The sequence below is a fragment of the Paenarthrobacter sp. NPDC091669 genome (genome assembly GCF_044756725.1).
Lineage (GTDB): Bacteria > Actinomycetota > Actinomycetes > Actinomycetales > Micrococcaceae > Arthrobacter > Arthrobacter bambusae_C.
The window spans coordinates 322,839-342,474 of the sequence record NZ_JBIVTK010000003.1; the positions used below are offsets into that span (position 1 = coordinate 322,839).

General features: G+C 63.5%; 19 protein-coding genes and 1 tRNA gene. 16 read left to right on the plus strand and 4 right to left on the minus strand.

The features are described from left to right. The first annotated feature begins 38 nt into the window (after positions 1-38). From ACIQLI_RS06850 to ACIQLI_RS06865, 4 genes are all read left to right on the plus strand, one after another. Positions 39-114: transfer RNA gene (locus ACIQLI_RS06850), tRNA-Gly, on the plus strand. Positions 115-291: 177 nt separating this feature from the next. Next, positions 292-1,746 carry an amino acid permease gene (locus ACIQLI_RS06855; protein ID WP_400386460.1) on the plus strand — a complete coding sequence of 485 codons (1,455 nt, stop codon included), beginning with the start codon at positions 292-294 and terminating at the stop codon, positions 1,744-1,746. Between the two features lie 95 nt (positions 1,747-1,841). Beyond that, positions 1,842-2,075, plus strand: a complete 234-nt coding sequence (locus ACIQLI_RS06860) for an antitoxin (RefSeq protein ID WP_089594572.1) — start codon at positions 1,842-1,844, stop codon at positions 2,073-2,075. A gap of 156 nt (positions 2,076-2,231) precedes the next feature. After that, complete coding sequence (locus tag ACIQLI_RS06865; RefSeq protein ID WP_400386464.1) at positions 2,232-3,449, plus strand: benzoate/H(+) symporter BenE family transporter; 1,218 nt, start codon at positions 2,232-2,234, stop codon at positions 3,447-3,449. 1 nt (position 3,450) lies between these two features. Here ACIQLI_RS06865 and zapE read toward each other — a convergent pair whose 3' ends face one another. Beyond that, complete coding sequence (gene zapE, locus ACIQLI_RS06870) at positions 3,451-4,491, minus strand: cell division protein ZapE (RefSeq protein ID WP_400386467.1); 1,041 nt, start codon at positions 4,489-4,491, stop codon at positions 3,451-3,453. A 209-nt stretch (positions 4,492-4,700) separates the two neighbouring features. Here zapE and ACIQLI_RS06875 point away from each other — a divergent pair, with 209 nt between their 5' ends. The 3 genes from ACIQLI_RS06875 (at position 4,701) to ybaK (ending at position 6,717) form a co-directional block, all read left to right on the plus strand. Then, a complete protein-coding gene (locus ACIQLI_RS06875) occupies positions 4,701-5,627 on the plus strand; it encodes a sulfurtransferase (RefSeq protein ID WP_354225622.1) in 927 nt (308 codons plus the stop codon). A 90-nt stretch (positions 5,628-5,717) separates the two neighbouring features. Then, positions 5,718-6,176, plus strand: a complete 459-nt coding sequence (locus tag ACIQLI_RS06880; RefSeq protein WP_400386470.1) for a SufE family protein — start codon at positions 5,718-5,720, stop codon at positions 6,174-6,176. A 34-nt stretch (positions 6,177-6,210) separates the two neighbouring features. Beyond that, on the plus strand, positions 6,211-6,717 hold the full coding sequence (gene ybaK / locus ACIQLI_RS06885; RefSeq protein WP_400386473.1) for a Cys-tRNA(Pro) deacylase: 507 nt from the start codon (positions 6,211-6,213) through the stop codon (positions 6,715-6,717). A 14-nt stretch (positions 6,718-6,731) separates the two neighbouring features. Here ybaK and ACIQLI_RS06890 read toward each other — a convergent pair whose 3' ends face one another. After that, positions 6,732-8,039 (minus strand): alpha/beta hydrolase family protein, encoded by a 1,308-nt coding sequence (locus tag ACIQLI_RS06890; protein ID WP_400386476.1) that lies wholly within the window; start codon positions 8,037-8,039, stop codon positions 6,732-6,734. A 121-nt stretch (positions 8,040-8,160) separates the two neighbouring features. Between ACIQLI_RS06890 and ACIQLI_RS06895 the strand changes: the two genes are divergently transcribed. The 9 genes from ACIQLI_RS06895 to ACIQLI_RS06935 all read left to right on the plus strand — a co-directional run bounded on the left by ACIQLI_RS06895 (position 8,161) and on the right by ACIQLI_RS06935 (position 18,327). Then, complete coding sequence (locus ACIQLI_RS06895) at positions 8,161-8,652, plus strand: hypothetical protein (protein WP_089597334.1); 492 nt, start codon at positions 8,161-8,163, stop codon at positions 8,650-8,652. Between the two features lie 14 nt (positions 8,653-8,666). Then, positions 8,667-9,119 (plus strand): peptide-methionine (R)-S-oxide reductase MsrB, encoded by a 453-nt coding sequence (gene msrB / locus ACIQLI_RS06900; RefSeq protein ID WP_400386769.1) that lies wholly within the window; start codon positions 8,667-8,669, stop codon positions 9,117-9,119. Positions 9,120-9,320: 201 nt separating this feature from the next. Continuing rightward, entirely contained in the window at positions 9,321-10,688 is a 1,368-nt protein-coding gene (locus ACIQLI_RS06905; RefSeq protein ID WP_354225613.1) for a DUF6421 family protein, read from the plus strand. Then, a complete protein-coding gene (locus ACIQLI_RS06910; RefSeq protein WP_354225611.1) occupies positions 10,688-11,428 on the plus strand; it encodes an SDR family NAD(P)-dependent oxidoreductase in 741 nt (246 codons plus the stop codon). The genes ACIQLI_RS06905 and ACIQLI_RS06910 overlap by 1 nt, the downstream gene beginning before the upstream one ends. 70 nt (positions 11,429-11,498) lie before the next feature. Then, positions 11,499-12,560: a low specificity L-threonine aldolase gene (locus ACIQLI_RS06915; RefSeq protein ID WP_354227211.1), complete on the plus strand. Its 1,062-nt coding sequence runs from the start codon at positions 11,499-11,501 to the stop codon at positions 12,558-12,560. A gap of 63 nt (positions 12,561-12,623) precedes the next feature. After that, positions 12,624-13,280, plus strand: a complete 657-nt coding sequence (locus ACIQLI_RS06920; RefSeq protein ID WP_400386480.1) for a DUF3000 domain-containing protein — start codon at positions 12,624-12,626, stop codon at positions 13,278-13,280. Between the two features lie 91 nt (positions 13,281-13,371). After that, the gene (locus tag ACIQLI_RS06925) at positions 13,372-14,733 is read left to right on the plus strand and encodes an HRDC domain-containing protein (protein ID WP_400386483.1); all 1,362 of its coding nucleotides are present in this window, start codon (positions 13,372-13,374) and stop codon (positions 14,731-14,733) included. A 190-nt stretch (positions 14,734-14,923) separates the two neighbouring features. Further along, positions 14,924-16,186, plus strand: a complete 1,263-nt coding sequence (locus tag ACIQLI_RS06930; protein WP_400386486.1) for a thiolase family protein — start codon at positions 14,924-14,926, stop codon at positions 16,184-16,186. Further along, positions 16,183-18,327 (plus strand): 3-hydroxyacyl-CoA dehydrogenase NAD-binding domain-containing protein, encoded by a 2,145-nt coding sequence (locus ACIQLI_RS06935; RefSeq protein WP_400386488.1) that lies wholly within the window; start codon positions 16,183-16,185, stop codon positions 18,325-18,327. The genes ACIQLI_RS06930 and ACIQLI_RS06935 overlap by 4 nt, the downstream gene beginning before the upstream one ends. 96 nt (positions 18,328-18,423) lie before the next feature. On the opposite strand, the gene ACIQLI_RS06940 is transcribed toward ACIQLI_RS06935, so the two are convergent. Both ACIQLI_RS06940 and ACIQLI_RS06945 read right to left on the minus strand, forming a co-directional pair. After that, on the minus strand, positions 18,424-19,401 hold the full coding sequence (locus tag ACIQLI_RS06940) for an aldo/keto reductase (RefSeq protein WP_400386491.1): 978 nt from the start codon (positions 19,399-19,401) through the stop codon (positions 18,424-18,426). A 9-nt stretch (positions 19,402-19,410) separates the two neighbouring features. After that, entirely contained in the window at positions 19,411-19,629 is a 219-nt protein-coding gene (locus tag ACIQLI_RS06945) for a hypothetical protein (RefSeq protein WP_354225601.1), read from the minus strand. Between the last annotated feature and the right edge of the window lie 7 nt (positions 19,630-19,636).

Sequence of the window (19,636 nt, forward strand, 5' to 3'; positions counted from 1 at the left end):
TTGTTGACGGCCAGGCAGCAGCCCGGCAGACAACATGTGCGGACGTAGCTCAGCTGGTAGAGCACCACCTTGCCAAGGTGGATGTCGCGAGTTCGAATCTCGTCGTCCGCTCCAAAAGGAAAAGCAGCTCCCCGGAGCTGCTTTTTTTGTGCCCAATTTCAGCAAATATTCGATTCATTACTCGAAGTAACTGATACCCCTCAGAAGAAGTCGCTTTATCTAATGTGATTCGGCTCGCATAATGTACTGCGAGCTCATCACCGTTCCACGCCAACTGGCAGGAGTACCCCCATGAATCAACAGACGGCTTCCAAGTCCGTCCTGAGGCGCAAGCCGATCGACGACATTGAGGAAGAAAACAAGCACAGCGGACTCTTCAAAAGTCTCGGCCTCTGGCAGCTGACGGCCATCGGCGTCGGCGGAATTATCGGCGTCGGGATCTTCTCCCTCGCCGGCCTTGTAGCCCACGGGAGCGAGGGAACTCCGGGCGTAGGGCCTGCAGTACTGATTTCCTTCCTGATCGCCGGCCTGGCGTCCGGCGCCGCCGCGCTTTCCTACGCCGAATTCGCTGGAATGATCCCCCGCGCCGGCTCGGCTTACACCTATGGCTACGTGGCCCTCGGAGAGATCATTGGCTGGTTCATCGGCTGGGATCTGCTGCTGGAATACATCGCGATCGTGGCCGTGGTGGCCATCGGCATTTCGGGCTACTTCGATGCGTTCCTCTCCGGCATCGGAATCCACATGCCAACCTGGATGACGTCCACTGCCGACGAGGGCAAGGGCGGCATCATCAACCTCCCGGCGATCCTGGTCTGCCTTTTGGTCACGTGGATCCTGAGCCGTGGAACCAAGGCCTTTGGCCGGTTCGAGCTTGTAGCGGTGGCCATCAAGGTCATCCTGATCCTGTTCATCATCGGACTCGGCATTTTCTACGTCAACGCCGAGAACTACAACCCGTTCATGCCCAGCGGCTTCGGTCCGGTCATCGCCGGCGCCGCAACCGTCTTCTTCGCAGTCTTCGGCTATGACGCCATGAGCACAGCGGCCGAAGAGGCTAAGGACGGCAAGAAGCACATGCCCAAGGCCATCATCTTGTCCTTGATCATCGCCATGCTCCTCTACGTAGCGGCCACGCTGGTCCTGACCGGTATGCAGAACTACAAAGACATCAACCCCACGGCCGGCTTCGCCTCGGCGTTCCAGGGGGTTGGACTGCCGGTCATTGCCACCATCATCTCGGTATTCGCGGTACTTTCCATCCTGACCGTCATGCTGACCTTCCTGTTGGGCGTCACCCGCGTGTGGTTCTCCATGAGCCGCGACGGCCTGCTGCCCGGTTGGTTCGCCAAGACGGACCGGCACGGCACGCCACAGCGCGTGACGTGGATCGCCGGTGTTGCTTCGGCCTTCCTCGCCGGCGTTTTCCCCATCAAGGAAGTAGCCGACCTCACCAACATCGGTATCCTGGCCGCCTTCGTCGTGGTCTGCGTTTCGGTGATTGTCTTCCGCTACACCAAGCCCAACGCTCCGAGGACGTTCCGGTTGCCGCTCATGCCGATCGTCCCTGCCTTCGGTGTCCTGGCCTCCGCGTTCCTGATGTTCCAACTGCATTGGGAAACCTGGGCCCGGTTTGGAGTGTGGCTGGTCATCGGCCTGGTGATCTACTTCGCGTACGGTCGCAAGCACTCACTCATGAACCCGGACAGCCCCCGCCACAAGGTGGAAAGTAAGCCTTTGGCGTAGTTTGTCCACAGCCCCGTCCGCAACCCTTGGCACCTCTGGCAAGTGGTGTTAGGGTCGGACGCGGAGGAGCGAACTGGCTCCGCGATGGAAGGGAGGTGCCCGTGGGTTTAATTGACGACCTGAAGGGCAAGGCTCAGGGTCTCATTCAAGGCAACGAAGAAGCCATCAAGAATGGCATCGAAAAGGCCGGGGATTTTGTGGACAACAAGACGGGCGGCAAGTATGCCGGTCACGTCGACAAAGTCCAGAATGCCGCTTCCGACTTCGTGGCCAAGAACGACGGTCAGCCTGGACAGGCTCCCGTCACGGATGAGCCGAAGCAGCCATAGCTGCCTGAGCCGCCGTACCAGATACGTCAAGGGGGCACCGGTCCCGCCGAGAGGCGCCACCGGTGCCCTTGGCGTTTAACGGCTAGAGCCTCTGCGGGCTGATGAGCAGCACATCAGGTGACGGCCACCCCCTGCTGGTCGGGTACGTTGGACTTCATGCGTTCCGTCTCCCCGCCCACCACTCACCACCGTTCCAGCCGGGAGACACTGGGCCCACCGATCACCGCAGGCATTGTGACAGCGTTGGTTGGTTTCACTTCATCGTTCGCCGTAGTCCTGGCGGGCCTTCAAGCAGTGGGGGCCAACCAGGCCCAGGCATCCAGCGGGCTCCTGGCGCTCACCCTGACCTTCGGCCTCGGGATCCTGTGGCTGTCCTGGCGGTCCAGGATGCCGGTCACGCTCGCGTGGTCCACGCCCGGGGCCGCGCTGCTTGCCTCCGCTGGAATGGTCGACGGCGGATGGCCGGCTGCCGTTGGCGCATTCCTGATGGTTGGGGTACTGATCGTCCTGACGGGATTGTTGCCGGTGTTGGGGCGCCTTATGGCCAGGATCCCTACGGCGCTGGCGCAAGCCATGCTTGCCGGCGTCCTGCTCCCCCTGTGCCTGGCGCCCTTCAAGTCACTGGGTTCGGCCCCGCTGCTCATTGCTCCGGTGATCCTGTGTTGGGTGCTGCTGATGAAGTTCGCACCACGTTGGTCGGTCCCGGCATCGCTGCTGGTTGCCCTCGCCGTCATCGGGATCCACATAGCCTCCAACGGCGTCCAGGTGCCCCTTCACAGCCTCGTGCCAAGGCTGGAGTGGACAACTCCGGCTTTTACCCTGGAAGCTGCCGTAGGGCTGGCATTGCCTTTGTTCATCGTCACCATGGCGTCGCAGAACATTCCCGGTGTCGCGGTCTTGAAATCGTTCGGGTACACCACACCGTGGCGCCCCTCGATGCTGGTCACCGGCGCGGGCACTATCGCCGGTGCACCGTTCGGCGGCCACGCGATCAACCTCGCCGCGCTCAGTGCAGCACTGGCCGCGGGAGAGGAAGCAGGCAAGGACCACGGCAGGCGTTGGATCGCGGCGTTCGTTTCCGGCCTGGCCTACCTTGTCCTGGCCGCGGCTTCCGCGGCACTGGTGACGTTGGTGGCCGCAGCCCCTTCAGGTCTCCTGGAAGCCGTCGCCGGCCTCGCATTACTCGGGACTCTGGCTGCCTCCATCTCCTCAGCGCTGGCTGTGGCGGAGGAACGCATTCCGGCCTGCATCACTTTCCTGCTGGCAGCATCAGGCCTCAGCTTTGCCGGGGTTGGCGCTGCGTTCTGGGCGCTGGCCGGAGGCATCCTGGTGCGCTGGATGCTCAAGAGCCGCGAGCCTGTTCAGAAAGCGTGAATCAGGCGGGCTCGTGGTTTTGGGCCTCACGGGCAAGGGCAGTCAGCCTGGAGACCGCACGGAAGTACTTCTTGGTGTAACCGCCGGTCATCATTTCTTCGGTAAAGAGTTTGTCGAAGGGGACGCCACTGGCCAGGATGGGCACATCCTTGTCATAAAGCCTGTCCGCCAGCACTACGAAGCGGAGGGCTACTGCCTGCTCCGTGATGGTTTCGACGTCGCTCCACACCACAGCTTCGACGCCGGAGATGAGTTGACGGTAACGGCTGGGGTGAACCGCGGCCAGGTGATTGACCAGCGTGCGGAAGTCATCCACCGCCACGGTCTTGCCCGGGAATTCGGCCTTCATACGGTGCTTGAGCTCTTCGGTCTTCAGCGGCGCCGGGGCAGCGGGCAATCCACGGTGCCGGAAGTCCTCGCCGTCGATCCTGACAACGTCGAACTGGTCCGCGAGAACCTGAATCTCGCGTTGGAAATCGACGGCAGCAAAGCGGCCCTCGCCCAGCGAGCCGGGAAGGGTGTTGGACGTGGCAGCCAGCTTGACGCCGGCGTCGGCCAGTTCACGCATCAGGCGGGACATCAACACGGTATCGCCGGGATCATCGAGTTCAAATTCGTCGATGCAGACCAGCTTGTAGCTGCTCAGAGCCTCTACGGTCTTCCGGAATGAGAGCGCACCCACCAGGTTGGTGTATTCCACGAACGTACCGAAGGCCTTGGGTCCCGGCGATCTGTGCCACAACGAGGCCAGGAGGTGGGTCTTACCGACGCCAAAGCCGCCGTCAAGGTATATTCCGGCCCTGGTGGCCGGCGCCTTCTTGGCAAAGAGCTTCTTGAACAAGCCCCCGTTGTCTTCGGATCCCACCCCGTCCGCGAAGGCCGAGAGGAGCTTCACGGCATTGGCCTGGCTCGGCTGCGAAGGGTCGGGACGGTAGCTGTCGAACGATACCTCTCCGAATCGCGGAGAGGGGTAGAAACCCTTGAGGAGTTCCTCCACGGAGACTGCCGGCGTGCGGGCAGCCAGTTGTTCGATCTGTACCACGGTGGTCCGTTCCTTCGGTATTAGGTCCCCAGCAAGAATACCGGCATCGGGCGGCCCCGGCGGGACACGTGACCAAGCCCATGTTTCACCGTGTGACCGCAGGGAAGCATTCACGGCGCCCCGTGGTTAGTGTTGGGAGCAGCCGGGCTGGCATCTGCACCACCTCCCACGGCCTGGCTCCCGTCCGTTGTCAGTGAAAGGCCATCACCATGTCCTACCCCGTTGAACAGAACGAAAAGTTTGCGTCATACGCGAACCCCGAACGCCTTGTCTCCACCGAATGGCTTGCATCCGCGCTTGCCGACGGCGCTATCGCCGACGGCAAACTGGTAGTGGTTGAGTCCGATGAGGACGTCCTCCTGTACGAAACCGGCCACATCCCGGGAGCCGTGAAGATCGACTGGCACACCGACTTGAACGATGAGGTCACCCGCGACTACGTCGACGGCGCTGCCTTCGCTGCCCTCGCGTCATCAAAGGGAATCTCCCGGGACAGCACCGTTGTCATCTACGGCGACAAGTCCAACTGGTGGGCTGCCTACGCCCTCTGGGTTTTCACTCTCTTCGGCCATGAAGACGTCCGCCTCCTGGATGGCGGCCGCGACAAGTGGATTGCCGAAGGCCGCGAGCTGACCACCGAAACGTCACAGCCCGTCGTCGGCGAATACCCGGAAGTAGAGCGCAACGACGCTCCCATCCGCGCGTTCAAGGAAGATGTCCTGGCGCACCTGGGAAACCCCCTGATCGACGTCCGCTCCCCCGAGGAATACACGGGACAGCGCACCCACATGCCCGCCTACCCCGAAGAGGGCGCACTCCGTGGCGGCCACATCCCCACGGCCGCATCCATTCCGTGGGCCCGGGCCGCTGCAGAAGACGGTACCTACCGCAGCCGCGAAGAACTCGAAGCCCTGTATCTGGGTGAGGCCGGGCTCGCAGCCGGCGACGACGTCGTGGCCTACTGCCGGATCGGCGAACGCTCAAGCCACACCTGGTTTGCGCTCAAGTACCTGCTGGGCTTCGATACCGTGCGCAACTACGACGGCTCCTGGACAGAGTGGGGCAATGCCGTACGCGTTCCCATCGTCAAGGGTGCAGAGCGCGGTTCCGTACCGGCCGCCTTCGCACGCAACTAGTCTTTGCGTGAATCCGCCACCGTCCGGAGGGCGCCGTAGTGTTGCGGCATACACAGCGCAATCGCCGCGGTTGTGCGTAAGCTGGAAGAGATGAGTACGTACACTTTGCCCACCGCGCTGGCGGAAATCGTCGATGACTTCCAGGCACTGACGGAGCCTGACCGCCTGCAACTCCTGCTTGAGTTCTCCAGGGGCCTTCCGGAGCTTCCGGAGCGCTTGAAGGACCACCCTGAGTTGCTGGAGCAGGTTGTGGAATGCCAGTCCCCGCTGTTCCTCACGATCGAGTCGGAGAAGGAACCTGACGGTGCCCGTAAGTACCGGCTCTTCTTCAAGGCTCCCCAGGAGGCTCCGACCACGCGCGGTTTCGCCGGCGTCCTGCATGAAGGCCTCGACGGCCTTACCGCCGAAGAGATCCTTGCTGTTCCGGACGACATGCCCGAATTGTTGGGCCTGACACGGGCCATCACTCCCCTGCGAATGCGGGGAATGACTGCCATGCTCGGCCGCATCAAGCGCAAAGTTGCAGCCGCCAGCCGGCTGGATCACTGAGTCCGCAGGGCACTGAAAGGCGTCACCACACGGTATGGCGAAGAAGATGGCTTCACAAGGAACGCCGGCAACTGCAGCTCTTGCTGCGGCCGGCGTTCCTTTTGTGCTTCATCCCTACGCCCATGATCCGGCGGCAGCCAGTTATGGGATGGAGGCCGCAGAGGTCCTGGGCATCGAGCCGGAGAGGGTCTTCAAGACACTCGTGGTGGAGGTCGAAGGCCGCCTGGCCGTGGCCGTTGTCCCTGTGTCCGGCAATCTGGACCTTAAATCCATTGCTGCAGCATTGGGAGCCAAGAAAGCGGCCATGGCCGATCCCCAGGCCGCTGAGCGCCGCACTGGTTATGTGCTGGGCGGTATATCCCCCCTTGGGCAGCGACAGCCCTCCCCCACGGTCCTGGACGAATCAGCGCTGGGCTTTGACGCCATCCTCGTTTCCGGGGGCCGCCGCGGATTGGACATCGAGCTTGCTCCCGCTGACCTCATCCGGCTGACCAAAGCCGCCGTTGCGGCCATCGGGACCTCCCCGGCGGCCAGGGCCTGACACCAGGCGCTGTCCTAGCCAGTCCGGCCAGACGCACCGCCCGCTGATTCTGCACCATCCACTGGCCCGGCAGCCGCCGCCTGTCCCGGGTTGTTCCGGGGAGCCAACTGTCGCTGCAGCCATGCGTACACCACGCGTTCCCACCGTTCAGGGTCCACGTTCCATTCCTTGGTGTGCCGTGCCCCGTTAAAGGGCTCAAAGGTCACCATTTCCGGGTTTTTCTCGGCGAGGCTGGCGGACGGCCCGAACGGAACGTAGTCGTCGTCGACGCTGTGGATCAACAGCGTGGGAGTCCGCAGCTCAATGGCGCGGGCTTCCCAATCCATGGTCTTGAGGTCAACGGGAGCCGCGAGGCCGGTCAGCCTGCGCCCCAGCGGATGCCCCAGCATCAACTGCCCATAACGCCCCACAGTGTAGGGAATCCTGTTCATTTGGGCATGGTGTGCCATGACATTGACCCAGTTGATGACGGGGGCATCCAGCACCAAGGCCCGGATGAGGTGGCGGTGCCTGGAAAGATCGGCTGTCTGCAGGCTGATCGCTCCACCCATGGACCACCCGAACAGCACGATCTCCTCCGCCCCATGCTCCAAGGCGTAATCAATGGCAGCCTCCACGTCCCGCCATTCGGTGGATCCCAGACCGTAGCGCCCATCGAGGGCTGAAGGGGCCAAGCCGTCGTTGCGGTAGGAAATGAGCAGGCTGTCCAGTCCCAGGCTCCGCGCCGTACGCACAGCCCGGAGGCCCTCAAGACGTGTGGCGCCACGCCCGTGCACCATGATTGCCCAGACCGGAGCCGGAGCAGAAGCGTCGGCGCGGACCAACCACGCCGGCGCCGGCCCGCCGTCGACCTCTATCTCCACATCCTCGGCCGCAAGGCCGATCGATGACGGGTCCGGGTACGTAGCGCCGCTCCACCAGCCGCGGCGGGCCTCTGCCAGATTGCCGCTGTAGACCTCTTCAACCTCTCGGAGGACGGTCTGCTCAGCCGGGGAGTAGGACACGATCCGGCCGATCCGCGCGTGTCCTTGGCCACCGGCGAAGAACAGGCTGAACACGCCATCGATGGTGGTGTCCGGGGTAGCTGCGAGGATGACCTGGAGTCCCTTGTCGTCCCTGATGACGGCGAGGACCTCCTGGTCCTCGTGACGGGCGGCCGGGGTGATGACGCGCCGGGCAAAATAGACGGCGAGCGCAGAGGACCCGGCGCCCAGCAGGCCGGCGAGGGTGCCGCCCGCCAGGAAGCCGCCGATGGCCCATTTGGTGCGGAGGGACATTTTGTTCTCTGCAGCGTCGCTCGCTGACCGGTGTGTCGATGCCATGCTTCCATTGTTGCCGCTCCCCGGCATTGCCTGGTGCAGGTGCGGGCCGCGCGGCGCACCTGTGCCCTGATTCGTTGCCAAAAGCCTGCGGACCCGGGTTGCGCGGGACTACGCTGTAGCCATGAGTGATCCCATAGTTATCCTGACTGAAGAGCCCCTTGGCCCCGACGACCGCGTTAACATCGCCAAACTGGTGGACGGCGGCGACGCGCCCCTTGTTGTCCTGGTCCCCGCCAATACCGAGCGACATCTCCTGGTGGACTTTCTGGAGAATCTGTCGTTGCTGGATATTGCCAAGGCGTTCCGCGAACTGACGGCTCAGTCACCGGATCCGGCGGCGGAGCGTGCTGAAGCGTCAGAGACCTTGTCTGCCTCCCTGGCGGCTTTGGCCGGCTTGGGTGGCGGCGTCACGGGTGAAGTCGTCGACGGCGGTGCCGTGGCCGGCTTGGTGTCCAAGGTGCGCGCACTCGATGCTGCGCAGGCCGTAGTGGTCACGCGCCCCCATGCCATCGCCGATACGTTCCACACCGACTGGGCCAACAAAGCGCAGGATCAATTGGGGCTTCCGGTACTGCACCTGTACGCAGGTTCGGGATTTATCGGCGACTCGTGAGCGTTGCACAAGACATGAACACCCCTGAGAACACCAGCAAGACAACTTCTGAGCCTGTGGATGCTCCCGTGGAGAAGAGCGATGCCCAGTGGCGTGAGGAGTTGACCCCCGAGGAATACCGCGTTCTGCGGCAGGCGGGTACTGAGCGGCCATACACCGGCGAGTATTGGGATACCCACACGGAGGGCGTCTACCAGTGCCGTGCTTGTGGAACCCAACTGTTTACCAGCAAGGAAAAGTTCGATTCCCATTGCGGCTGGCCATCGTTCTGGGCTCCCTTGGCTGAAGGCACGGTCCGCTATCTTCATGACCGCACCATGGGAATGGACCGGGTGGAGGTCCGTTGCGCCACTTGCGATTCGCATTTGGGGCACCTTTTCGAGGGCGAGGGCTACGGCACGCCCACGGACCAGCGGTTCTGCATCAACTCCATCTCGCTCCGCCTGGTCAACCCGGAAGAGAGCTGACGGGTCCGGACGGGCCGGCCATAGGTCGGGTCCGTCCGGAGCTGTTCTCCGGCAGAAGTGTGGGGCGCTGGATCTCGAACTGTGCAGGAACACCAGAAGAGCAAGAGTTGCTTATGCTCGAGACTTTTTTCAATTAGCAATGCTTTTCGCTTGCTACGCTCGGCCCAGAAGCAATCACTACTTCGGAAAGGGCCGAGCTCCATGACAACCATCGCCACCTCCACCCTCCCGCGTGTCACCGCTGACAACGCCGAGTGGACATCGCTGAAGGCCGCGGCCACAGCACTCCAAGCACACCAGGAACAGGACGGCTCCATCGCCGATCCCTCTGTCCACGGCGAGGCAACAACGCTCGTAGCAACGATCTGCGAGGCCATCACAGCTTTGGCTCCCCTGTTCCCCCACGACGCCCGCTACCTGGAGTTGCTGGTGGAGGACTTTGGCCGCTGGGTACAGGGCGGCTTTGGCGTACCGGATTTCCTGGATTCCCTGCAGGCGTTCCAGCCCCAGGAACTGCGCGTTGACGGCCTCCAACACCTGGTGGTCTTCCCCATGTACACGCAGAACGGCAGCACCAACAGGCTGGTCGAAGCCGTATTGATCGAGGTCATCTGGCCGGAGTTCATTGGCGGCCTCGAAGCAGGCGAATACTCCAACAAGCTCTTCGTCCCCATCCGCTTCATCGATTTCACTCCCGGGTACGACACCAACTCCGCGGTGCTCTTCCCCGAAACCGTTGCTGTGCGTGAGACTCCCACCTTCACCTGGGGCGCCATCTTCGCCGACCGTGAAGCCGCACGCTTCCGCCGCGTCCTCAAAGCAGCAGCAGCGACCACGTCCTTGGAACTTCCCGCAGATGCAGCCCAGTTGATCGAGGATCAGGAACTCACCCAGCGCACGTTCGTCATGTGGGACCTCATCCATGACCGCACCCACATGCGTGGCGATCTGCCTTTTGATCCGTTCATGATCAAACAGCGCATGCCGTTCTTCCTCTACTCGCTGGAAGAGTTGCGCTGCGATTTGACCGCCTTCCGCGAGTCCGTCCTCATCGAAAAGGACGAGAACGCCGATCCTGACGCCAGGAAGCACGCAAAGCTCGTTCAGTATGCGGTGATTTTTGACCGGATCTTCCGGTTCGCGATCACCGGCAGCCGCGTCCGCAACTATGACGGACTTGGCGGCCAACTGTTGTTCGCGTGGATGCACCAGCACCACGTCCTTCACTGGACGGACAGCAAGCTCTCCATTGACTGGGAAGATGCCGCTGCAGTGGTGGTTGAACTCGGTGCCCGGATCGAAGAACTCTACTGGCGCTCCATTGACCGCCCGAAGGCCGCCCACTGGTTGGCCGCGTACGAGCTCATTTCCGGCACGGTGACCGCCCACCCGGCGTCTGTGTGGGCCAAGGGTCCGGATGCCCTGCCACTGGACGGCCCTCCCCGCGGGCTCACCGACCAGGTCCTTGACGACGAATTCCCGCTGTCCATGTTCTACGAAGCACTGGAGAAGAAAATGCGCCCGGTCATCGAATCCACCACAGGCATCACCGGCGCGACGGCGGCCTGATGCCAACGCTGACCATCCTTGTGACCGGCGGCAGCAGCGCGTCCGGCATTGCTGCGGCGCGGGCTTTGGGGGCCGCCGGTCACCGGGTTTTCACTGTGGGCTCGGACGACGTCCGGATCCGGGCAGCGGCAAATGAAGCCGGCAACGGAGTGATCCCCCTTGTGTGTGATCTCGCCTCGTATGATGCTGTTCGCGACCTCGCGGACGGGCTCTCCGGCCGCGGCGTGGAAACAGTGGACGGAGTCATCCACTTGGTGGGCGGTTGGCGCGGCGCGAAAGGCATCGAAGACCAATCCGATGAGGATTGGGATGCCATGGAACGGGGCGCGATCACTACCCTGCGCAACGTTTCCCGCGTGTTCTACAGCCAGCTCGAGGCATCCCCGCAGGGCCGCCTCGCGATGATCTCCTCCACCACCGCGTCAGCCCCCACTGCTGCTGCCGCCAGTTACGCCGCGGCAAAGGCCGCCGCTGAAGCCTGGACCCTTGCAGTGGCCGATGGGTTCCGCCGTGCGCAGGCGGACGGTCGGCCGGACCAACAGAATCAGTCAGAAGACCAACACAGCGCAGCCGTCATCTTCGTGGTCAAGGCCCTGGTGGACTCTGCCATGCGTGCCGCACATCCGGACAGGCGGTTTCCCGGCTACACGGACGTCGAGGACCTGGCGGCCGCCGTCGTCGGGTTGTTCGAAGAACCGGCTGCAAACCTCAACGGCCAGCGCATCCTGCTTGCCAAATAGACTTGAAAGCGTGAATGAACAAGTGACGAGCACAACAGAGGCCATCCACCGCGTCAACAACGCCAACGGGATGGCTGGGAACAGCCAACTCCATGACCCATCGGTTCGTGGATTTGCCTCCGACAACTACTCCGGCGTGCACCCGGAGATCCTTGCAGCACTGGCAACCGCCAATGGCGGGCACCAGGTCTCCTACGGCGAGGATGTGTACACCGCACGGCTGCAGGAGGTGCTGGAGGCGCAGTTCGGCCCGGGCATCGAGACTTTCCCGGTCTTCAACGGCACAGGAGCCAACGTCCTTGCCCTGCAATCTCTCCTTCCCCGGTGGGGAGCGGTGATCTGCGCCTCCACCGCGCACATCAACATGGATGAGAACGGTGCACCCGAACGGGTGGGCGGGATCAAGCTCCTCCAGGTTCCTACCGAGGACGGCAAGCTCACTCCTGAGCTGATTGATCGGGAAGCGTGGGGCTGGGGTGACGAGCACCGGGCCCAGCCCTTGGTGGTCTCCATTACCCAGACCACTGAACTCGGTACCTGCTACACCCCGGAAGAAGTGCGGGCCATCGCTGACCACGCCCATTCCAAGGGCATGAAGCTTCACATGGATGGCGCCAGGCTGGCGAACGCTGCCGCGCACCTGGATGTCCCCCTCCGGGCTTTCACCCGCGACGCCGGCGTGGACATCCTGTCCTTCGGCGGCACCAAAAACGGCCTTCTTTTCGGTGAAGTCGTAGTGGCACTGAACCCGGAGGCCGCTGACGGACTGAAATTCCTGCGCAAGATGAACATGCAGCTCGCCTCGAAGATGCGCTTCATCTCAGCCCAGTTCATCGCTCTTTTGGAGGACGGCCTGTGGTTGCGGTCCGCCGCCCACGCCAACGCCATGGCAGCCCGCCTGCGGACGGCCGTTGAAGCGATCGACGGCGTGGAGCCCACCCAGGCGACGCAGTCCAACGGCGTCTTCGCCATCCTCCCGGCCGGCGTTGCCGACCGCCTGCGCAAGAGCTTCGCCTTCTACGATTGGGACGCCGCCAGGGGCGAGGTCCGGTGGATGTGCTCCTTTGACACCACGGAGGAAGACATCGACGCTTTCGTTGCGGGTATCAAGCGGGAGCTGGCCTCCCTGTAACCCCGCGCATCCGGGGCGGCGAGCCTGCCGGGAATCGCCGCCCCGGAAGCATAACCTGCGAGGGTGAACGCCCTCGCACAGGTTCCCTCGGACTTTCTCGTCGCCTTGGGAACACTACGAAAAGCCCAATGCCGCAGTGAATTGCGGCTTGACGAGATCCCCGCGCCCGCCCGGCTGGCACCGTATGCCGTGGCTTTGGGTGCGGAAGTCTTCAGCCCCACTGCGGCTACGCGCCGCGTACCCGTCCACGGGCTGGCGGCCAAGGCCTTCGCAGCGAGCCAGGCGAACACGCCGGCCAGCGAGGACGACGACGAACTGGCCACGGGCCGGTTTATCCTCCTCTACGATCCCGATGGTTCACCGGTGTGGGAAGGTGAGTTCCGGATTGTCACCTACATCCGGGCCCAAATGGACGCTGAGATGGGCAACGACTCCATGTTGGGCTCCGTCGCCTGGACGTGGTTGGTGGACGCCTTGGAGAACCATGCAGCCCCGTATCGTGCGGCTGGCGGAACGGCAACAAGGATCCTTTCCGAAAGCTTCGGCACACTTGCCGAACGCCCGGACACCATAGACATTGAGCTTCGCGCTTCATGGACCCCCGCCGGCGCTGACGTCCAGGCGCACTTGGAGGCCTGGTCTGACATGGTCTGTACTTTCGCCGGGCTCCCTCCCCTTCCCCCGGGCGTTACAGGACTTCCCAACAGGAGGCTGAATTGACCACTGATGACACGTCGCCCAAGGCGGCTGCTACACGGTCAGTACTGCGTCCCGGCGAGACCCCGGCGTGAATCGGTAAGCTTAAGCCACCATGACCCCTGAAAATCTGGATAAAACCACAGCCGGCGATCCGGTTGCTGATCCCACCACCCACATCAAGGTAGACGGCTTTGACAGCCACGTCCCCGAAGTCATCGATCTCGACACGCCGCGCGAAGGCGTCCCCCTGGTCATCGATACTCCCGCCGGACTTGAACGGTGCGCCGCCGCCATCGCCGCCGGAACAGGACCGGCCGGGGTGGACGCAGAGCGCGCCTCCGGCTTCCGTTACGGCCAACGCGCCTTCCTGGTGCAGATCCGCCGCGAAGGAGCGGGAACCTGGCTGATCGACCCCGAGCCTTTCGACAACCTGGACATCATCAACGAGGCACTCCGGGGCGTCGAATGGATCCTGCACGCGGCCACGCAGGACCTGCCATGCCTGTCGGAGCTCGGCATGTGGCCGGACAAACTGTTCGACACCGAACTTGCCGCCCGCCTTGCCGGACTTCCCCGGGTGGGCCTGGCAGCCGTCATCGAGCAACTCCTCGGATTCGGCCTGGCGAAGGAACACTCTGCAGCCGACTGGTCCACCCGCCCACTGCCCGAGCCATGGCTGCGGTACGCAGCGCTCGACGTCGAAGTTCTTGCGGAATTGCGCGAAGAGCTCATCGAGCTGCTGGAGGCCGACGGAAAGCTGGAGTACGCCGAACAGGAATTCGCCGGCATCCTTGCCGCCGGCATTTCCCCGCCCCGCGTGGATCCCTGGCGGAAGACGTCCGGTCTGCACCAAATCCGGGACCGCCGCCAGTTGGCAGCAGTCCGCGAACTCTGGCAGGAGCGCGACCAGCTGGCACGTAAGCGCGATGTGGCGCCTGGGCGCCTGATTCCTGATTCGGCCTTGGTGGCCGCCGCGAAAGCCATGCCCACCACCGTCCCCCAACTGCTGGCCACCAAGGGATTCCACGGCCGCTCTGCCCAACGTGAGGCACCGCGCTGGCTACGATGCATCACCAGCGCCCGCACCCTGACCGACGTTCCGCCCTTGCATCTGCCCACCAACGCTCCACCGCCGCCGCGGGTGTGGGTAGACCGCGATCCGGAGGCTGCAGCCCGCTTGGCGACCGCACGGCCCGCACTGCAGGCCAAGGCTGACGAACTCAACCTGCCAGTGGAGAACCTGCTGACACCGGACTTCCTGAGGCGCATTACCTGGCGGCCGCCGGCTGAGGTATCCCTGGAAACGGTAGCTGCTGAACTGCGGGCGCTCGGGGCCCGCGAGTGGCAGGTCTCCTTCGCCGCACCGATCCTCACCGAGGCCTGCTTGAACCCCAAACCCCTTCCGGCCAAAGAATCCAAAGCGAAAGACAGCCGACAGCCACAGGAAAACCAACAGTCAACGCACTCCGACTGAGCCTGTCCAGGCTGAATGGCCCGTCACCCGAACCACGGTTCGCGGCGGCGGGCCTTTCGCGTCTCCCGGTTCCGTTGGTAAGAGGCCGACACACCTTGCACCGTAAGTTACCGGCGAGTAACATTGCGTTAATGCCAACCGGAGCACCCGCGACGCGGGCCGGCACCATGTCTCAACGAGGAGTTAATACATGAGTCCATCACGCAGTGCCCAGAGGACTGTCCGCGACGTCGTTTTCGTGGACGGAGTCCGCACCCCCTTCGGCAAGGCCGGCGACAAGGGAATCTACGCGGGTACCAGGGCCGATGACCTCGTGGTGAAGTGCATCCGCGAACTGATGCGGCGCAACCCGTCCCTGCCCGCGGACCGCGTGGACGAGGTAGCCATCGCCGCCACCACGCAGACCGGCGACCAAGGCCTCACTATCGGGCGCACCGCCGCATTGTTGGCCGGCCTCCCACGCACCGTTCCCGGGTTCGCCATCGACCGCATGTGCGCAGGCGCCATGACGGCCGTAACCACGACGGCGAGCGGCATCGGCTTTGGTGCCTACGACGTCGTCATTGCAGGCGGAGTGGAACACATGGGCAACCACCCCATGGGCGCTGGAGCCGACCCCAATCCGCGGTTCATGTCCGAGCGGCTGGTGGACCCGGCTGCCCTGAACATGGGCAACACGGCAGAAAACCTGCACGACCGTTTCCCGGCTATCACCAAGGACCGCACGGACGCCTATGCCGCCGCTTCACAGGCCAAGCTCGCTGCAGCGTACTCCAACGAGCAAATCCAGCACGACCTCGTCCCCGTGGCCACCATGAAACCCGGCCAGGGCTGGGCGCTCCACACCACGGACGAACCCCCTCGCCCCGGAACCACGGTGGACGACCTTGCCGAACTGCGCACCCCTTTCCGCGCCCACGGCCGCGTCACTGCCGGAAACGCAGCTGGCTTGAATGACGGCGCCACCGCCGCTGTTCTCGCTTCGGCCGAAGCCGCTGAAGAGCTGGGACTCTCAGTCAAGATGCGCCTTGTCTCCTACGCCTTCGCCGGCGTCGAACCGGAGGTAATGGGAATCGGCCCCGTTCCGGCAACGGAAAAGGCGCTCAAGAACGCCGGACTGGGAATCGAGGACATCGGGCTCTTCGAGATCAACGAGGCCTTTGCCGTGCAGGTACTGAGCTTCCTGGACCACTTCGGCATCGCCGACGACGACTCTCGCGTCAACCGCTACGGCGGGGCGATCGCCGTCGGACATCCGCTTGCTTCCTCCGGTGTCCGCCTGATGAACCAGCTCGCCCGGCAATTCGAGGAAGATCCCACAGTGCGCTACGGCATCACCACTATGTGCATCGGCCTGGGCATGGGCGCCACAGTGATCTGGGAGAACCCGCACCACGCCGACTACGCTTCCTCCATTGCAGACCCCGCCACCACCGAAGGAGCCGCCGCATGAGCGCCGCCGAATTCCAGAAGCTCGCCGCCCTTTTCCCTGACGAAGTGGTCACCCACTCCTACGTGCAGGACATTCAGCTGCCGGGTGGCGCAGGAACCTTCGCGCTGATCACCTTGGACAATGGCTTGGACCACTCCAAGCCCACCACGCTGGGCCCCAACACGCTGGTTGAACTGGGCGGCGTCCTGGACCACCTCAAGGAACGTGCTTCACGGGGTGAAATCGTAGGCGTCGGTGTCACAGGCAAGCCATACTTCCTGGTGGCCGGTGCCGACCTGTCGGCCGTCAAAACGCTCAAGGAGCGCGAGCACGGCCTCTGGATGGCACAGCTTGGCCACACCGTCTACAGCACCCTGGCAAACCTTGGCGTGCCAAGCTTCGCCTTCATCAACGGCCTTGCCTTGGGCGGCGGACTCGAAATCGCCCTGCAGTCCACGTACCGGACCGTCTCCACCGGTGCTGGCGCCTTGGCCCTCCCTGAAGCGTTCATCGGCCTCGTGCCGGGCTGGGGCGGCGTCTACATCCTGCCGCGCCTCATCGGTCCCGAGAACGCCGTCAAGGTGATGATCGAGAATCCCCTGAACAACAACCGGACACTCACTGGACCGCAGGCCTTCGACCTGGGAGTGGCCGATGCCATCTTCGAACCCGCCGACTTCGTGGAACAGTCGCTCGCATGGGCCGCAAGGGTCATTTCCGGCGACGTCTCGCCTGAGCGGAAGAACGCCGTCGATGCCGCCGACGACGCTGTCGCTGGGCGGTGGGCTTCGGCAGTCACCGCTGGACGGGCTTTTGTAGAGTCCAAGACCTCCAATGCCTCCCCTGCCCCGGCAAAGGTCCTGGACGTCATGGAAGCCAACCGCACCATGACACAGGCGGAATCGGCAGAGCTCGAGTGCGAGACCCTCGCAGGGCTCATGCAAACCGACGAGTTCCGCTCCACCGTGTACGCTTTCCTGGACCTCGTCCAGAAGCGCTCAAAGCGTCCTGCGGGCGCTCCTGACCGCAAGCTTGCCCGCCCGGTCACCAAGATCGGCGTTGTAGGCGCAGGGCTCATGGCAAGCCAGTTGGCCCTGCTGTTCGCCCGGCAACTGAAGGTCCCCGTCGTCATGACCGACATCGATCAGGCACGGGTAGACAAGGGCGTCGCCTACGTCCATGCCGAAGTGGACAAGATGCTGGCGAAGAAGCGGATCAAGCCCGACGCCGCCAACAGGACCAAAGCGCTCATTACGGGTTCCGTCTCCAAAGAAGCCTTCGCCGACGCCGACTTCGTCATCGAGGCCGTTTTCGAAGAACTGCACCTCAAGAAGCAGGTCTTCGCGGAGGTTGAAGCGATTGTTTCTCCCGAATGTATCCTGGCCACCAACACGTCCTCACTATCCGTCACTGCGATGGCCGAGGACCTGAAGCACCCGGAACGCTTGGTGGGCTTCCACTTCTTCAACCCGGTGGCTGTCATGCCGCTCCTGGAGATTGTGCGGGCACCCAGGACGGACGACGCCGTGCTGGCCACCGCGTTCGAACTCGCCAAGGGTCTCAAGAAGACCGCCGTGCTGGTCAAGGATGCCGCAGCCTTTGTGGTCAACCGCATCCTGCTCCGCCTCATGGGTGAAGTCATCGCAGCGTTCGACGAAGGAACACCGGCCGACGTCGCTGACAGTGCCCTGCGTCCCATGGGGCTGCCGATGTCACCGTTCACCCTGGCGGCCATGGTGGGCCTGCCGGTCGCCCAGCATGTGCAGGAGTCCCTGCACACGGCGTTCGGCGACCGGTTCCCTGTCTCGCAGAACCTGCAGAAGCTCATTGACAACGGAGTAAAGTCCCTGTGGGTGCCAGGCCCCGATGGAACTCCTGTCATCCCGGCTGAGACCTTGGCCATCATGTCCTTCGGCAACACCCCATCCACTGGCGCCGAAGTCCTTCGACGCACCCAGGATGCCCTGGCGGAGGAAATCGGGCTCATGCTCGCCGAGGGCGTCGTCGCCGGACCGGAAGACATCGACCTTTGCGTCATCATGGGCGCCGGCTGGCCGATGTTCCTCGGAGGCATCACTCCATACCTGGACCGCGTGGGCGCTTCGGAGCGGGTCAACGGCAAGAGGTTCCTGGCACCGGGGATTGCCTCCGCACCGGCCTAAGGCCGTCCCTCTTTCACCTCCCGCGGCCTAAACCGGAGCGCTCTCTCACCAAGGTGAGAGAGCGCTCCGGTTTAAGAGCTGTTATGTGAGAGAGGGCTAGAAAAGTGCCACTTTCGGAGCCCGCGGGAAGATCTCATCCAGTTCGGCCCGGTCTTCCGGTGTGGGAACCCAGCAAACGGCTTCGGCGTTCTGGCGGATCTGCTCCGGACGGGTGGCGCCCGCGATGACGCTGCCGACGCCGGGCTGCGCGGCAAGCCAGGAGAAGGCCAGCTGCAATTCGCTGATGTCCCGTTCCTTGGCGAACTGGCTAAAGCGACCCAGCTGATCCCAGTCGGCATCGTGCACCAGGTTGGTGCGCGTGTGGCTCAGGCGGGTACCCTCCGGCGCTTTTCCGGCAGAGTACTTTCCGGTGAGCAGCCCGTTGGCAAGCGGGAAATACGGGAGCACACCCAGGGAGAAAGCCCCGGCGGCAGGAAGGACTTCGAGTTCAGCCCGGCGATCCAGCAGGTTGTAATGATTTTGCGTCGAGATGAAGCGTGCACCCCCCAGCTGGCGCCCCACATACTCCGCTTCGGCGATCTGCCAGCCCGCGAAATTCGAATGTCCGATGTAGCGGACCTTGCCACTTGCCACCACATCATCCAACGCTGCGAGCGTCTCTTCGATGGGTGTCAGGGGATCAGGAGTGTGGAACTGGTAGAGATCGATCCACTCGGTATCCAGTCGGCGGAGCGATGCTTCGACGGCCTTCACGATGTAGCGGCGCGAACCACGGGCGCCGAAATCGTTCCCGTTGACGCCCTTCATGTCCATGCCGAACTTGGTGCCAATGACAACGTCGTCACGCCGGCCCTTGAGCGCCTTGCCCAGCATGGCCTCGCTCAGGCCCGGCTCGCGACCGTAGACATCGGCGACGTCAAAGAAGGTCACCCCGGCATCAAGCGCGGCATGGACAACGCCGTCCGTGCCCTCCTGGGACTCGGTAGGTGTATTGGCGCGCCCCAGATTGTTGCAGCCCAGCCCAACGGCTGAGACGGTCAATCCGGAATGGCCAAGGCGTCGGTATTCAGTCATGAAATCAGCCTAGCCGCCGCTATAGGAGATTCCCGATTCCTCCATGGCGTCCTCAAGCTGGGCGATGGCCACCGGCCCCATGCCGTGGAGCTTGGAGATTTTCGCCTCTCCGACTTCCGCCAACTGCTCCAGGGTCTCAATTCCCTCGTGCGCCAAAGCCCGTCTCGCCGGTGCAGCGAGCCCCTTGGGCAGTGGTGTATGTCCGGGCCAGTTGCTCTTGGACGCCATGGAAGTC

Excerpts from the sequence above, each read along its gene's own strand:
- ACIQLI_RS06855 (WP_400386460.1), top strand. The coding sequence starts at position 292 with ATGAATCAACAGACGGCTTCCAAGTCCGTCCTGAGGCGCAAGCCGATC.
- ACIQLI_RS06865 (WP_400386464.1), top strand. The coding sequence starts at position 2,232 with ATGCGTTCCGTCTCCCCGCCCACCACTCACCACCGTTCCAGCCGGGAG.
- ACIQLI_RS06875 (WP_354225622.1), top strand. The coding sequence starts at position 4,701 with ATGTCCTACCCCGTTGAACAGAACGAAAAGTTTGCGTCATACGCGAAC.
- ACIQLI_RS06880 (WP_400386470.1), top strand. The coding sequence starts at position 5,718 with ATGAGTACGTACACTTTGCCCACCGCGCTGGCGGAAATCGTCGATGAC.
- ybaK (WP_400386473.1), top strand. The coding sequence starts at position 6,211 with ATGGCGAAGAAGATGGCTTCACAAGGAACGCCGGCAACTGCAGCTCTT.
- ACIQLI_RS06890 (WP_400386476.1), bottom strand. The coding sequence starts at position 8,039 with ATGGCATCGACACACCGGTCAGCGAGCGACGCTGCAGAGAACAAAATG.
- ACIQLI_RS06895 (WP_089597334.1), top strand. The coding sequence starts at position 8,161 with ATGAGTGATCCCATAGTTATCCTGACTGAAGAGCCCCTTGGCCCCGAC.
- msrB (WP_400386769.1), top strand. The coding sequence starts at position 8,667 with ATGAACACCCCTGAGAACACCAGCAAGACAACTTCTGAGCCTGTGGAT.
- ACIQLI_RS06905 (WP_354225613.1), top strand. The coding sequence starts at position 9,321 with ATGACAACCATCGCCACCTCCACCCTCCCGCGTGTCACCGCTGACAAC.
- ACIQLI_RS06910 (WP_354225611.1), top strand. The coding sequence starts at position 10,688 with ATGCCAACGCTGACCATCCTTGTGACCGGCGGCAGCAGCGCGTCCGGC.
- ACIQLI_RS06915 (WP_354227211.1), top strand. The coding sequence starts at position 11,499 with ATGGCTGGGAACAGCCAACTCCATGACCCATCGGTTCGTGGATTTGCC.
- ACIQLI_RS06925 (WP_400386483.1), top strand. The coding sequence starts at position 13,372 with ATGACCCCTGAAAATCTGGATAAAACCACAGCCGGCGATCCGGTTGCT.
- ACIQLI_RS06930 (WP_400386486.1), top strand. The coding sequence starts at position 14,924 with ATGAGTCCATCACGCAGTGCCCAGAGGACTGTCCGCGACGTCGTTTTC.
- ACIQLI_RS06935 (WP_400386488.1), top strand. The coding sequence starts at position 16,183 with ATGAGCGCCGCCGAATTCCAGAAGCTCGCCGCCCTTTTCCCTGACGAA.
- ACIQLI_RS06940 (WP_400386491.1), bottom strand. The coding sequence starts at position 19,401 with ATGACTGAATACCGACGCCTTGGCCATTCCGGATTGACCGTCTCAGCC.
- ACIQLI_RS06945 (WP_354225601.1), bottom strand. The coding sequence starts at position 19,629 with ATGGCGTCCAAGAGCAACTGGCCCGGACATACACCACTGCCCAAGGGG.